This window comes from Cytobacillus sp. FSL W7-1323 (assembly GCF_038595015.1).
Taxonomy (GTDB): Bacteria; Bacillota; Bacilli; order Bacillales; family Cytobacillaceae; genus Cytobacillus; species Cytobacillus kochii.
Genome location: NZ_CP151998.1, coordinates 79,445 through 93,718, shown reverse-complemented (window position 1 = coordinate 93,718; position 14,274 = coordinate 79,445). Strand labels below are relative to the sequence as shown.

13 protein-coding genes and 1 rRNA gene are annotated in these 14,274 nt (G+C 39.5%); all 14 read right to left on the bottom strand.

Annotation, left to right across the window (positions count from 1 at the left end):
• Positions 1–143: 143 nt before the first annotated feature.
• Positions 144–1,692: ribosomal RNA gene (locus tag MKX67_RS00455) — 16S ribosomal RNA — on the bottom strand.
• Between the two features lie 1,005 nt (positions 1,693–2,697).
• A complete protein-coding gene (gene lysS, locus MKX67_RS00450; RefSeq protein ID WP_342489247.1) occupies positions 2,698–4,197 on the bottom strand; it encodes a lysine--tRNA ligase in 1,500 nt (499 codons plus the stop codon).
• 237 nt (positions 4,198–4,434) lie between these two features.
• Positions 4,435–5,436 (bottom strand): tRNA dihydrouridine synthase DusB, encoded by a 1,002-nt coding sequence (gene dusB, locus MKX67_RS00445; protein WP_224939145.1) that lies wholly within the window; start codon positions 5,434–5,436, stop codon positions 4,435–4,437.
• A 17-nt stretch (positions 5,437–5,453) separates the two neighbouring features.
• A complete protein-coding gene (locus MKX67_RS00440) occupies positions 5,454–5,678 on the bottom strand; it encodes a helix-turn-helix transcriptional regulator (RefSeq protein WP_095371256.1) in 225 nt (74 codons plus the stop codon).
• Positions 5,594–6,157: a 2-amino-4-hydroxy-6-hydroxymethyldihydropteridine diphosphokinase gene (gene folK, locus MKX67_RS00435; RefSeq protein WP_095371257.1), complete on the bottom strand. Its 564-nt coding sequence runs from the start codon at positions 6,155–6,157 to the stop codon at positions 5,594–5,596. The genes MKX67_RS00440 and folK overlap by 85 nt, the downstream gene beginning before the upstream one ends.
• Complete coding sequence (folB, locus tag MKX67_RS00430; protein WP_095371258.1) at positions 6,157–6,519, bottom strand: dihydroneopterin aldolase; 363 nt, start codon at positions 6,517–6,519, stop codon at positions 6,157–6,159. The genes folK and folB overlap by 1 nt, the downstream gene beginning before the upstream one ends.
• Positions 6,512–7,348: a dihydropteroate synthase gene (gene folP / locus MKX67_RS00425; protein WP_322910609.1), complete on the bottom strand. Its 837-nt coding sequence runs from the start codon at positions 7,346–7,348 to the stop codon at positions 6,512–6,514. The genes folB and folP overlap by 8 nt, the downstream gene beginning before the upstream one ends.
• A gap of 10 nt (positions 7,349–7,358) precedes the next feature.
• A complete protein-coding gene (pabC, locus tag MKX67_RS00420; RefSeq protein WP_322910610.1) occupies positions 7,359–8,219 on the bottom strand; it encodes an aminodeoxychorismate lyase in 861 nt (286 codons plus the stop codon).
• Positions 8,209–8,811 (bottom strand): aminodeoxychorismate/anthranilate synthase component II, encoded by a 603-nt coding sequence (gene pabA / locus MKX67_RS00415; RefSeq protein ID WP_307319474.1) that lies wholly within the window; start codon positions 8,809–8,811, stop codon positions 8,209–8,211. The genes pabC and pabA overlap by 11 nt, the downstream gene beginning before the upstream one ends.
• Positions 8,808–10,217, bottom strand: a complete 1,410-nt coding sequence (locus MKX67_RS00410; protein WP_322910611.1) for an anthranilate synthase component I family protein — start codon at positions 10,215–10,217, stop codon at positions 8,808–8,810. The genes pabA and MKX67_RS00410 overlap by 4 nt, the downstream gene beginning before the upstream one ends.
• Positions 10,218–10,388: 171 nt before the next feature.
• The gene (gene cysK, locus MKX67_RS00405) at positions 10,389–11,312 is read right to left on the bottom strand and encodes a cysteine synthase A (protein WP_095371263.1); all 924 of its coding nucleotides are present in this window, start codon (positions 11,310–11,312) and stop codon (positions 10,389–10,391) included.
• Between the two features lie 177 nt (positions 11,313–11,489).
• Positions 11,490–12,362: a peptidyl-prolyl cis-trans isomerase gene (locus MKX67_RS00400; protein WP_322910612.1), complete on the bottom strand. Its 873-nt coding sequence runs from the start codon at positions 12,360–12,362 to the stop codon at positions 11,490–11,492.
• 108 nt (positions 12,363–12,470) lie between these two features.
• The gene (gene hslO / locus MKX67_RS00395) at positions 12,471–13,349 is read right to left on the bottom strand and encodes an Hsp33 family molecular chaperone HslO (RefSeq protein WP_307319453.1); all 879 of its coding nucleotides are present in this window, start codon (positions 13,347–13,349) and stop codon (positions 12,471–12,473) included.
• A gap of 36 nt (positions 13,350–13,385) precedes the next feature.
• Positions 13,386–14,165: a type III pantothenate kinase gene (locus MKX67_RS00390; protein WP_322910613.1), complete on the bottom strand. Its 780-nt coding sequence runs from the start codon at positions 14,163–14,165 to the stop codon at positions 13,386–13,388.
• Positions 14,166–14,274 lie beyond the last annotated feature (109 nt).

Below are 14,274 nucleotides of genomic sequence, written 5' to 3'. Positions count from 1 at the left end.
GAGAGAAAATAACTAAGGTGGCGATTACTCGGTAATCTTCTTCATTACATTATCTAGTTTTCAAAGAACGATTGAATTGAGAGATTATACTCTCAAAACTGAACGAACAGTCTAACATCAAGTTAATTCCGTATATTCCTTAGAAAGGAGGTGATCCAGCCGCACCTTCCGATACGGCTACCTTGTTACGACTTCACCCCAATCATCTGTCCCACCTTAGGCGGCTGGCTCCAAAAGGTTACCCCACCGACTTCGGGTGTTACAAACTCTCGTGGTGTGACGGGCGGTGTGTACAAGGCCCGGGAACGTATTCACCGCGGCATGCTGATCCGCGATTACTAGCGATTCCGGCTTCATGTAGGCGAGTTGCAGCCTACAATCCGAACTGAGAATGGTTTTATGGGATTGGCTAAACCTCGCGGTCTTGCAGCCCTTTGTACCATCCATTGTAGCACGTGTGTAGCCCAGGTCATAAGGGGCATGATGATTTGACGTCATCCCCACCTTCCTCCGGTTTGTCACCGGCAGTCACCTTAGAGTGCCCAACTAAATGCTGGCAACTAAGATCAAGGGTTGCGCTCGTTGCGGGACTTAACCCAACATCTCACGACACGAGCTGACGACAACCATGCACCACCTGTCACTCTGTCCCCCGAAGGGGAAAGTCCTATCTCTAGGATTGTCAGAGGATGTCAAGACCTGGTAAGGTTCTTCGCGTTGCTTCGAATTAAACCACATGCTCCACCGCTTGTGCGGGCCCCCGTCAATTCCTTTGAGTTTCAACCTTGCGGTCGTACTCCCCAGGCGGAGTGCTTAATGCGTTTGCTGCAGCACTAAAGGGCGGAAACCCTCTAACACTTAGCACTCATCGTTTACGGCGTGGACTACCAGGGTATCTAATCCTGTTTGCTCCCCACGCTTTCGCGCCTCAGCGTCAGTTACAGACCAGAAAGTCGCCTTCGCCACTGGTGTTCCTCCAAATCTCTACGCATTTCACCGCTACACTTGGAATTCCACTTTCCTCTTCTGCACTCAAGTTCCCCAGTTTCCAATGACCCTCCACGGTTGAGCCGTGGGCTTTCACATCAGACTTAAGGAACCGCCTGCGCGCGCTTTACGCCCAATAATTCCGGACAACGCTTGCCACCTACGTATTACCGCGGCTGCTGGCACGTAGTTAGCCGTGGCTTTCTGGTTAGGTACCGTCAAGGTACCGGCAGTTACTCCGATACTTGTTCTTCCCTAACAACAGAGTTTTACGATCCGAAAACCTTCATCACTCACGCGGCGTTGCTCCGTCAGACTTTCGTCCATTGCGGAAGATTCCCTACTGCTGCCTCCCGTAGGAGTCTGGGCCGTGTCTCAGTCCCAGTGTGGCCGATCACCCTCTCAGGTCGGCTACGCATCGTCGCCTTGGTGAGCCGTTACCTCACCAACTAGCTAATGCGCCGCGGGCCCATCTGTAAGTGATAGCAGAACCATCTTTCAATCTAATTATATGTATAAATAGATATTATCCGGTATTAGCCCCGGTTTCCCGGAGTTATCCCAGTCTTACAGGCAGGTTGCCCACGTGTTACTCACCCGTCCGCCGCTAATCTTTGGGAGCAAGCTCCCTCAGATTCGCTCGACTTGCATGTATTAGGCACGCCGCCAGCGTTCGTCCTGAGCCAGGATCAAACTCTCCAATAAAGTGTTTGATTAGCTCGTTTGCACCTATGGTGCTTTGTTGCTGATAAATCAGCTTTTTTAGAATTACGCTTGACGTTTTACGTTCGTTCAGTTTTCAAAGAACAATCTCGTTCGCTTCAGAAGCGACTTTATAATCTTATCATCCCACCAACATCATGTCAACTATTTTTTTAAAATAATTTTTGATGATTAGTTGAGTAAACTTGCTCTCTCTTGGGAACAAAAACTACTATATCACGATTAAAAAGTGTTTGCAATATAATTTTTAAAGTTTTTATTAAGAAACTTCTTTTTTTTGAAAACAAACTTCAAATCTGTAATTTCAACTTCCCAACTAATCTTTTAATAAGTTTTTTCTATTGTACTATTACTTTAATTAAACAAGTAGAATCTTTATCATTAAACAGCTTTTCTTTTATCTTCTAAATTGAATACTTACAGGAAAATATACCTTTGTACCTTTACTCGTCACATAATCTACATCCAAGCAGAAACGCAAACAACAAATAGCACTTAAACCTTTCTGTTTTTCCTCTTAACACTGCTGCGTCAAAAACCACCTATTTCTAGAACGAACGACAGCCTGACCAAAGTGATTAATAAATTGCTTTTCTACCTTATTAGCTTCGTTTTCATTAGAACAAACGGTTGCCAGCTCTACGTATAGTGAAAAAAAGACTTGAATATCAATTGTTTGATAATGGATTTAATACTGATGCACCCACCTTTACCTTTTCCTATATGAGTCACTCTCCTTCTCTAACAATTCAATTGAAAGCAAGGAACACAATTAATAAACCCATGGCAATTAGCAAATAGTCAAAGTGAAGCAGTAAAGTTTAAAGTAACATAACTAAAAAACTAACTAATTTAAAATAGTATAGCTTCTAATAAATTATCAATTTTTACTAATCATAGTACACCGCTTCATTTGTTTAAATACAATTAAAGCCAGTAGAAGTTTACTTTTGTAAACTTCTACTGGCTTTTTTCATCCATTAATATTTATTTTTGACGCATATGCGGGAACAATAACACATCTCTAATAGAAGCTGCGTTTGTTAGTAACATAACTAAACGGTCCACACCAATACCTAGTCCACCAGTTGGCGGCATTCCGTATTCTAACGCCTCAATAAAGTCGTTATCCATCATATGTGCTTCATCGTTTCCTTGCTCACGCTCTTTTAACTGCGCTTCAAAGCGTTCTTTTTGATCAATTGGATCATTAAGTTCCGTGAATGCATTAGCGTGTTCTCTAGCGACTATAAATAACTCAAAACGGTCAGTAAAACGTGGATCGTTTTCATTCTTTTTCGCAAGTGGAGAGATTTCTACCGGGTGTCCGAAAATAAAGGTAGGTTGAATCAGCTTCTCTTCTACTTTTTGTTCAAAGAATTCATTGACGATGTGACCATATTGCATATGCTCGGTAATTTCCACACCATGCTCTTTTGCAAGCGCACGCGCTTCATCAACTGATGTTTCTTTCCAGAAGTCTACACCAGTATATTCTTTAACCGCATCTACCATATGAAGTCTTTTCCACTCTGGTTTCAGATTAATTTCGTATTCACCATACTGAACAGTCGTTGAACCTAGAACTTCTTCTGCAATATGCGCAATAAGGTTCTCTGTCAATCTCATAATATCACGATAATCAGCATAAGCCTCATATAGTTCAATCATCGTAAACTCAGGATTATGTCTTGTAGACACTCCCTCATTACGGAATACACGGCCGATTTCATACACTTTCTCCATCCCACCAACAATCAGGCGTTTTAAGTGTAGTTCAATGGCAATACGCATATATAATTCCATATCCAACGCATTATGATGTGTAATAAAAGGTTTTGCTGAAGCCCCACCAGCAATAGCATGCATCATTGGTGTTTCTACTTCAAGATAACCTTGATCATCTAGATAACGTCTCATAGATTGTATAATACGGCTACGAGTAATGAAGGTATGTTTACTTTCTTCGCTCATAATCAAATCTAGGTAACGCTGGCGATATCTTTGCTCCACATCTTTTAAACCATGGAATTTATCAGGTAAAGGACGTAGGGCTTTTGTTAATAATTCAAATTGTTTTGCTTTAACAGAAAGTTCTCCTACTTTTGTTTTGAAAAGAACACCCGAAACACCGACAATATCACCTAAATCAGCAGATGTAAAAACTTCATATGCTTCTTCACCAACAGCATCCTTACGAACGTATAATTGGATTTGTCCAGATAAATCTTGAATATGAGCAAAACCCGCTTTACCTTTACCGCGTTTTGTCATAATTCTACCTGCAATGGTTACAGGAATTTCTTTTTCCTCTAATTCTTCTTTTTCAAATTTAGAGTATTCCTCAACCAATTGCTGTGATTGATGTGTGCGATCAAATCTTTTTCCGAAAGGATCTACGCCTTGTTCACGAAGACTGTTCATCTTTTCACGTCTAACCACTAATTGGTCATTTAATTCTTCATGATTTTGACTCACAGATACCATCTCCATCTTAAATCTTTTATGTAGACGCCTAAGGGCGGTTTACGAAGATTTAGTATTTTATATCTCTATTATTGTACACAATACAACAACGACAGACATCTATTAAGTAAAGAAATAGAATAAAAACTGCCAGCAAGTGACTGGCAGTCGTTCATTGTTTCACAGAAATATTATAGTTAAATATAAAAATGATGTCAAACCCGCTATTAAACGCTAGTTGCCACTAATTGTAGTTAATTAGACTGCTTTTGAAGCTTGTCTTTCTTTTTCTTCCATTTCCACTACTAACTCAGAAAGGACGTTTACAACATCTTCTCTAGTATTACATTCATTAATAGCTGCACGAGCTTTTGCATTTCCTTTGATTCCTTTTAAATACCAAGCTGCATGTTTACGCATTTCCCGCACAGCAATATGTTCATTTTTCAGTTCAATCAATCGATCCATATGCAATGTACAGACATCCATTTTCTCACGAACGGACGGTTCTCCCATGAGCTCTCCAGTTTCTAGATATTTGACAGTCCGATAGATCATCCACGGGTTCCCTAAAGCTGCGCGTCCAATCATCACCCCATCGACACCTGTTTCATCTAACATTCTTTGGGCATCTTGGGGAGTCTGTACATCTCCATTACCGATTAACGGGATTTGAATGTTTTGTTTTACTTCTCGAATGATGTCCCAGTTAGCTGTACCTTCATACATTTGCACTCTCGTACGACCGTGCAACGAGACCGCTTTACCTCCAGCACGTTCTACTGCTTGGGCGTTTTTCACGGCGTATATATGGTCTTCATCCCAACCCATACGCATTTTGACTGTTACGGGCTTTTCTACCTCCGACACAACCGCTGAAACCATTTCGTAGATTTTATTTGGGTCTAAAAGCCATTTGGCACCCGCATCACATTTGGTGATTTTCGGCACAGGGCATCCCATATTAATATCGATAATATCTGCATTAGTATTTTGGTCAACAAATTTCGCTGCCTCAACCAATGTTTCTTTTTCCCCACCGAAAATTTGTAGACTTAACGGCTTTTCACGCTCATCTATATACAGCATATTCATTGTTCTTTCATTTTTTAAAATAATGCCCTTATCGCTCACCATTTCGGCACATACAAGTCCTGCTCCGAATTCTTTTACTGTTAATCGGAATGCAGAGTTACACACACCAGCCATCGGTGCAAGGACCACTCGGTTCTTGATGTTAACATCACCAATTTGAAACATATCCGAGAGACCTCCTTCTATTTATGGATTTCCTGCTCTTCAGGTGGAGCTAAATCCTCCATTGTCACATGTAGTAATGTTGTAATTTTTTCTAGTAATTGTTCCGTAGGCATACGATTACCTCTTTCAATCTCACCAATAATAGAAACTGATATACCTAACTTTTTCGCAAAACCTTCTTGGGTGTATCCTTTGAGCTTTCGAAAAGCGCGAATACGTCTCCCCCATTTTTCCGCTTCCATATCCGAACTCCTTTTTTGTCTGGGATCGCCTCTAATTTCTCATGTAAAGGCTGTTCCTCATCCGGTAAGCAAATGGTTGGTTGAATCTCTAGAAGTGGAATGAGCACGAAAGCTCTCTCATGCATACGTGGGTGTGGAACGATTAACGTCTCTGTCTCAATATTTTCTTGATTATACAGTAAAATGTCAAGGTCTATATTTCTTGGCCCCCAACGAATAACCCTTTTTCTACCAAGATCTTGCTCAACTCTTAATAAAGCTTTTAATAGTTGCGAAGAAGATAATGTCGTACTAACTTGTATAACCATGTTCAAAAATTGAGCTTGGTCTTCAAATCCAACAGGGTCCGTCTCATATATGGAGGAATAATTTACTATTTCTATATCTTTACTCTTTGCTAGCTCACTTATTGCTTCATATAAGTTTACTTCTCGATCTGGCATATTTGAGCCCAAGCCGATAAAAGCTATATTTGTCACTATTTCCTACTCCTTGTCATTTCTATCGCTACAGAATCATAATGACCCGGAATAGGGGGATCCGGCTTCACTACTTTTACAGTTATTTGAGATATTTGTTTAAAGGTGGCTAATGCTTCTGAGGCAATTTTCTCTGTTAATGCCTCTACTAACTTGAATGGTTTGCCCTCTACTATTGTCTTACACAACTCATATAGATCTGCATAATTTATCGTGTGATTTAAATCATCACTTTTCCCCGCTTCACTTAAATCTAACTCAATTGTTAAATCTACATAAAAACGTTGTCCTAGGCGATTCTCTTCAGTAAATACCCCGTGATATCCATAAAACGCCATGCGATTTAAATAGATTTTATCCAAGATTAACATCCTTCCCAATAAGCGCATCCATCATTTTAGCCATACGGCTCATTTCCTTTACATCATGTACACGCATAATCTGACAGCCCTTTTGAATACCATAACAGACTGTCGCCCCTGTCCCTTCCATTCTGTCATCAACAGGTAGGTTAAGCACATTGGCTATCATTCGTTTCTTTGATGTACCTAGCAATACTGGATAACCAAACGCCACAAGCTGATCAAGATGACGCATCATTTCTATGTTATCTTCATGGCTTTTCGCAAATCCTATACCTGGATCTAAGATGATATTGTCATCCCTAACCCCCGCTGCCTTAACAATTGCGATACTTTCATATAATTCATTCATACAGTCTCTAAAGAATGAATCATATTTTTCATTATCTCTATTATGCATTAAGATAATGGGGACATCTTTTTCAGCGGCTAATGATGCCATTTCTTTATCTCTCTTCGCACCCCATATATCATTAATAATGTGCGCACCTGCTTCTAGGGCGTGCTTCGCCACTTCTGCTTTATAAGTATCAATAGAAAGAGGAATTCGAACTTCCTTTACAATCGCTTCTATCGCGGGAACAACTCGTGCAATTTCTTCCTCAACAGAAATCTCTTCATATCCTGGCCTCGTAGATTCGCCACCAATATCGATAATATCTGCTCCAGCCTCCACTAATTCCTTCGCTCTCTTTACCACATTCTCTAATTGGTTGTATTTACCACCATCAGAGAAAGAATCAGGCGTGATATTAAGTATGCCCATAATTAATGTCTTCCTACTATAATCTAAGGTATAAGAACCACAATGTAATACACTGTTTGTCATGCTATTCCTCCTAAAATGAATCTCTACCCCATAAATTCTCTCTTTGTTGTTTGTATACCCCCTGCAACAAGGTTACTATCGGTCCATTTAGACCAGGGAGCTTTCGACCTTCCATTGTTTTAAGCGGAACAATTTCCTGAATAGAGTTGGTAATAAATATCTCATCTGCATCAACGATCTCAGCACGGTGGAACACACCTTCTTCAATCTCCAACCTTAACTTTTTAGCTATCTTTATAATAAATTGCCTCGTAATACCGTTTAAAATACCTGTATCAATCGCTGGTGTGTATAACACATTTCCTTTAGTCCAAAAAACATTAGAAGAAATGCCTTCAGCCAAAAAACCTTCCTTTGTTAAAAAAATTCCCTCTAACGTATTATCTGCACCTAATTCCTGTTTGGCTAAAATATTGTTTAAAAAGTGGTGTGATTTTAAACGTTCAACCCCTTCTGGTGTATTTCTTCTAATTGAAAGGATTTTTCCGTTTTTTTCAAACGGTAGGGGGGCTTCAGGTAATTCATTGGCAAAAATAATAACGGTAGGTTCTATATAATGGTCAGCCCTTAAACCTACTTCACCTATTCCCGCAGAAACATTTACTCTTATTCTAGCATTTCTTAACTGATTCATTTCTAATAATTCAGCTAAACGAAATTGTAACTCTTCTCGCCCATTAAATGGACTACGAATACATACAGCATCTAACCCTTGTTTCAACCGCGCTAAATGGTCATCCAATAAAAACGGATGTCCATTGTATATACGAAAGGTTTCAAATAAGCCTAAACCATATAAATACCCATGATCAAATGGAGAAATACTCGCTTCTTCTTTTCGCACCAGCTTGCCATTGACACTAATATACAAAGTGTTTGCCCCCTTGTTGAATGAGGTCATGCTGATTAAGGAAGTTTAAGAGCAAACCTTTTCCTGCTGAAGTCATAATGGATTCAGGGTGAAACTGCACTCCTTCTATTGGTAAAAGGCGATGTTTAATACCCATAATTTCACCTTCCTCCGTCCACGAAGAGACTTCGAAGCAATCTGGAAGGGTCTCTCTCTCCACAATTAAAGAATGATAGCGTGTAGCTAAAAACGGCACTTCAATTCCCCTATAGATCGTTTGTTGGTTATGAAAAACGGGTGAAGTTTTCCCATGCATCAATCTATCTGCTCGCACAACCTTGCCTCCAAATACTTGTGCAATTGATTGATGCCCTAAACATACACCGAAGATAGGGAGTTTCCCAGCAAAAGCTTCTATCGCCGCTAAGCTAATACCCGCTTCATCCGGACTACAGGGTCCTGGTGAAATCATTAAGCACGAGGGGGAAAGTGCTTCTATATCAGCGATTGTGATTTCATCATTACGCTTAATTAACACATCTGCACCTAATTCCCCTAAATATTGCACCAAATTAAACGTAAAAGAATCAAAGTTATCAATCATTAATATCACTTTTTCCAATCCCCCTTCTCTTCAGCTAACTCTTTTGCACGCCATAACGCCTTGGCCTTCTTTAACGATTCTTTATATTCTAAATGCGCTTCAGAATCAATAACGATCCCCGCTCCTGCTTGTACATATGCCACTTCCTCTTTGACTAGCATTGTTCGAATCATAATATTCAACTCTAAATCACCATTAAAGCCGATCCAACCAAGCGACCCTGTATAAATACCTCTTCTTACTGGTTCTAACTCATCAATTATTTCCATCGTTCTAATTTTCGGTGCACCTGTGATTGTGCCGCCTGGAAATGAGGCATCGATTAAATCGTACCCATCTCTACCGTTAGCTATTTGCCCCCTTACATTCGACACAATATGCATGACGTGGGAGTATTTTTCAATCACCATAAACTCATTAACTTCAACCGTTCCATATTGGCACACACGTCCTAAGTCATTCCGTTCTAAATCAACAAGCATGACATGCTCAGCCCGTTCCTTTTCATTTTCAATCAATTCATTGGCTAATTTAAGATCCTCTCTTTCATCCTTACCACGTGAACGAGTACCCGCAATTGGCCTTGTACTCACTTCATCGCCTTTTTTCTTTACTAATAATTCTGGCGAACCACTGACAAGCTGGTAATCAGGGGTATTTAAATAACCCATATAAGGAGATGGATTCAGTTCACGTAATTGACTGTACACTTCGATGGGAGGAACGTTCAACTTTTGGCTTCCTCTTACAGAAAGGTTGACTTGGAACACATCACCACTCGCAATATATGATTGTACTTTTTCCACTGCTTGAACAAACGTTTCTTCACTGATGGAAACGTCCTTTAAAGTAGGTTCCTTTTCTCCAGCTAATTGTACCTCTCCTTGTTCCACTTCCTCTGTCCAACGATTCACCCATGCTGTTTCCCTCGAGGTGACATCCTCTTCTTTATCATGGGCAAATATCAACCATAATTCTTCTGTATCATGATCAAAAACGAACCATTCTTCAAATAAGAAGAAGTGCGTATCAGGCATTTCCAAATCATCTTCAGTCATGTCTGGTAGGTTTTCAATATAACGTCCGTAATCATAACTTACAAATCCCAATACACCTCCATGAAAATCTGGTAAACTCCCTAAAGGCTCTTCGATTTCATATTGCTTTAACCACTTTTTCATTTCATGTAATGGGTTGCCATGTGCCACTTGCACCCCTTCACTTGTTTTTATGTATAACTTATTATCTTTCCCCGTAAACTCTACGACTGGATAAAAGCCAGCCATACTATAACGGCCACTTCTACCGCTCTCTAATAAAATATGTATATCATAGTCCTTAGCTATCTTTTTGTATAATGGAAAAAACCATTCCTTCGAATAGCTTAACTTTTTTGTATGTATCATCTTTTTCATTGAATCTCACCTCATACTCATCATACCGAAATGCTTACAAATTACTAGTCATTTTCTCATTGTAATAATTGTTAATCAAAAAAGAAGGCTAGTCACCAAGTACGATGGCGCCAGCCTTCATTTTTGAATAAAAAAACAGCAGTGCTCATCACTGCCGTTTTCTTTATCGTTTTAATCAAATTGATAAAGTGGTGTACTTAAGTAACGTTCTCCATTACTTGGAATAATCGCCAATACTTTTTTGCCTTCTCCAAGCTCTTTGGCTACCTTTAAAGCCGCGTGAATAGCTGCACCTGAAGAGATACCACCTAGAATCCCTTCCTCTTTAGCCGCTCGACGGGCTTGAGCAAACGCATCTTCATTGGCAACAGCGATAATTTCATCATATACCTTTGTATCTAATATCTCAGGTACAAATCCTGCGCCAATACCTTGAATTTTATGCGGTCCAGGCTTTCCACCTGAAAGAACAGGAGAATCAGCAGGCTCAACTGCATAAATCTTAATATCCTTGTATTTTTCCTTCAGTACTTGACCAGCACCTGTAATCGTGCCACCTGTACCAATACCAGCAATAAATGCATCTAATTGATCGCCCATTTGCTCAACAATCTCTTTTCCTGTTGTCTCACGATGTACTTCAGGATTTGATAAGTTTTCGAATTGTTGCGGCATGAAGTATCCATGCTCTTTCGCCAATTCTTGCGCTTTTCTTATTGCTCCACCCATACCATCTGGTCCTGGCGTTAACACTAATTCTGCTCCATATGCACGAAGAAGATTTCTTCTCTCCATACTCATGGTCTCAGGCATCACTAAAATCGTTTGATATCCTTTTGCTGCAGCAACCATAGCCAGACCAATACCGGTATTCCCACTAGTTGGTTCAATAATTGTGTCGCCTTCTTTTAAATCACCACTTTTTTCTGCGGCTTCTATCATTGCATTGGCAATACGATCTTTTACACTGCTTCCAGGATTCATATACTCCAACTTCAAATAAATATCCGCACTTCCATCTTCTACAATACGATTAAGCTTCACTATTGGTGTTTGTCCGATGAGTTCAGTAATTGAATTTGCAATACGTACCATCTTCTCCACTCCTTATTCCGAGTATTATTATTGGTTTTATTTTAATTTATCAATCACACAACCAATTGTCAACGAATATGCAGGCATAAAGCCCTTTAATTATTAGAAAATTTAAAACTTTATACCTGAACAATTTATGTTAGCTTATGCTATATGATACCTATAAATAACAAAAAACTACAATGCACCATCATAAAAAGTTTCAATGTCCACTTCATCCTTAAAAGGTTCAGTAGAAACAGGAAGATCCATTTGTTCTAAAGCCATTTGTCTCCGTATTTGGGATTTAACATCCTTAAAGGAATAGGTTTCTCCCTCAACAAACTCTTGTAACAGAACTATAGCATACCCCTCATCGGTCTTTACTGGGTCAGACCATTCTCCAGCTTTTAAATCTTGCGCCGCTTTAATGATGGTTTCATAATTTTCGTCATCAACTGTCACATAACCAAGGTCGCCACCCTGGGCAGCTGTTAAAGTATCTGTTGATTTTTCCAATGCCATAGCTGTAAAGCTTGAGCCATTGTCTAATTCTTTCACTGTTTGTTCTGCTTCTTCTTTAGTTGCCAGTACAATTTGTGATAGATGATATGTATCCTTAATTTCATATTGAGCTTGGTTATCTTCGAAGTATTGTTGCAGCTTTTCCTCAGAAATACTGACTTCTTTTGTTAAAAGCTCCTCAAGCATTAAACTATCTTTAATTTGCTTTCTCCATTGTTCTTCATTGATTGATAAAGCAGCGGCAGACGTGCCATACGCTGATTTTAACATTTTGATTTCACGGTCAATTTCTTCTTTATCTATTTCAACATCGTATTTATCTCCAGCAGCCTCGATGACCTTCCCATCAATCATTTCGTCTAACACTTCTTTCCCGTAGCGACCCTCCATTTCATTTAACCAATCTTGCCTTGTAATTTCATCTTTTCCAATCTGTGCCACAACTTCAGATTGACTCGGTTCGCCCTTCCCAAGAAAATAAGCAACGCTCATAAAGTTAATCACAATGAGTATTAATATGATTAACCATAAATGTTGTCTTTTCAAAGCTCCTCCCCCTACTACTTTTCATATATTTCTGTATAAAAAAAGGCTTAGGCGCACCTTCTATTCCCTATTGTTCTTAAGAATCAAGATACGCCCAAGCCCTCACATTTATTTTGCTTCTTGTTTAAATGCTTCAAGTTCTTCTTTATTATAGTGATAAGCTTCATTACAGAAATGACATTGTGCCTCTGCACTACCTTCTTTCTCTATCATATCTGAAATTTCCTCTTTTCCTAAACTAATAATCGCATTCCCAAACCGTTCTTTTGAACATGTACAAGTAAAACTAACATCCATCTTTTCTAAGAAATTCACTTGATCTTTACCAAGAACACTTTGTAAGATTTCTTCTGGTGTTAGCCCCTTTTCAATCATTGTTGAAACAGGTTCAATATGTGATAGCCTCTCTTCAATTGCTGCAATTGTTTCTTCATCGGTTCCAGGCATTAACTGGATAATAAAACCACCTGCAGCTAATATACTATTGTCATCATTGACTAATACACCCACACCAACGGATGAAGGTGTTTGTTCAGATGTGACAAAGTAGTAAGTAAAATCTTCCCCTAGCTCTCCTGATACAATCGGTACTTGTCCAGAAAAGTTTTCTCTCATTCCAATGTCTTTTACCACTGTCAAAGTACCTTCTGTTCCAACCCCACGACGGACATCAAGTTTGCCTTGTGCATTGGATTCAAAATGCACTTGAGGATGAGTCACATAACCACGCACTTCCCCTTTTGCATTACTATCAACCAGGAGTGGGCCAAGTGGGCCATTACCTTCGATTTTAATAGTGATTTTGTCTTCTCCCTTTACCATCGCCCCCATCATTACACCAGCGGACATTGCTCTCCCGAGTGCTGCTGAAGCAACTGGCCATGTATGATGCCTTCTTTGCGCTTCTCCTACTGTTTCTGTTGAACGAACGGCAAATGCCCTCACTTGTCCTTCATAAGCTAAAGCTTTTACTAAATAATCACTCATTTTAATACTCCTTCCATAACGAATACAGACGTTATTCTACTTTTTTATCGTGTCCATATTCCGTTTATAAATAAGCTGTAAACCTTTTAAAGTTAAAAATGGATCAATAATATCTATAACCTTTGATTCTTTTGCGATCAATGAGGCCAACCCACCTGTACCTATAACAAGCGGTTCCTCTTTTGCTTGTAACTTCATCCTACTTACAATCCCCTCTACTTGGCCAACATAGCCAAAGAGAATGCCTGATTGCATAGCTGAGACGGTATTCTTTCCAATAATCCCATCAGGCCTGACAATCTCTATTCGCGGTAATTTCGCTGCCCTAGAGTAAAGCGCTTCAGTAGAGATACCAATACCAGGTGCAATTGCACCACCCATATACTGTTTATGCTCATTAATATAACAATACGTAGTTGCTGTGCCAAAATCAACAATTACGAGCGGACCGCCATATTCATGAATACCTGCCACCGCATTAACAATTCTGTCGGCTCCCACTTCTTTTGGATTATCATACTTAATATTCAAACCTGTTTTGACCCCTGGACCCACAATTAATGGTTTGATATGAAAGTATTTTTCACACATTCGCTCCAAAGCAAACATAATCGGAGGAACAACGGAGGAAATAATAATACCATCTATATCAGCAAAAGATAATTGCTCATGCTCAAACAACGATTTCACAATCATTGCATATTCGTCCTCTGTCTTATGACGATCAGTCTCTATTCGCCAATGATACTTTAACTCATCTCGTTGATAAACACCCATCATCATATTCGAATTCCCTACATCAAAAACAAAGATCAAGCACCCTCACCACACTTACCATAAAATAATTACACTTTAATACTGAGAACATCATATCACACCTCTGTTCAGATTATCCAAATTATAAAACTCCAACCCTATTGCCTCA

Excerpts from the sequence above, each read along its gene's own strand:
- lysS (WP_342489247.1), bottom strand. The coding sequence starts at position 4,197 with ATGGTATCTGTGAGTCAAAATCATGAAGAATTAAATGACCAATTAGTG.
- dusB (WP_224939145.1), bottom strand. The coding sequence starts at position 5,436 with ATGTTTCAAATTGGTGATGTTAACATCAAGAACCGAGTGGTCCTTGCA.
- MKX67_RS00440 (WP_095371256.1), bottom strand. The coding sequence starts at position 5,678 with ATGGAAGCGGAAAAATGGGGGAGACGTATTCGCGCTTTTCGAAAGCTC.
- folP (WP_322910609.1), bottom strand. The coding sequence starts at position 7,348 with ATGACAAACAGTGTATTACATTGTGGTTCTTATACCTTAGATTATAGT.
- MKX67_RS00410 (WP_322910611.1), bottom strand. The coding sequence starts at position 10,217 with ATGAAAAAGATGATACATACAAAAAAGTTAAGCTATTCGAAGGAATGG.
- cysK (WP_095371263.1), bottom strand. The coding sequence starts at position 11,312 with ATGGTACGTATTGCAAATTCAATTACTGAACTCATCGGACAAACACCA.
- hslO (WP_307319453.1), bottom strand. The coding sequence starts at position 13,349 with ATGAGTGATTATTTAGTAAAAGCTTTAGCTTATGAAGGACAAGTGAGG.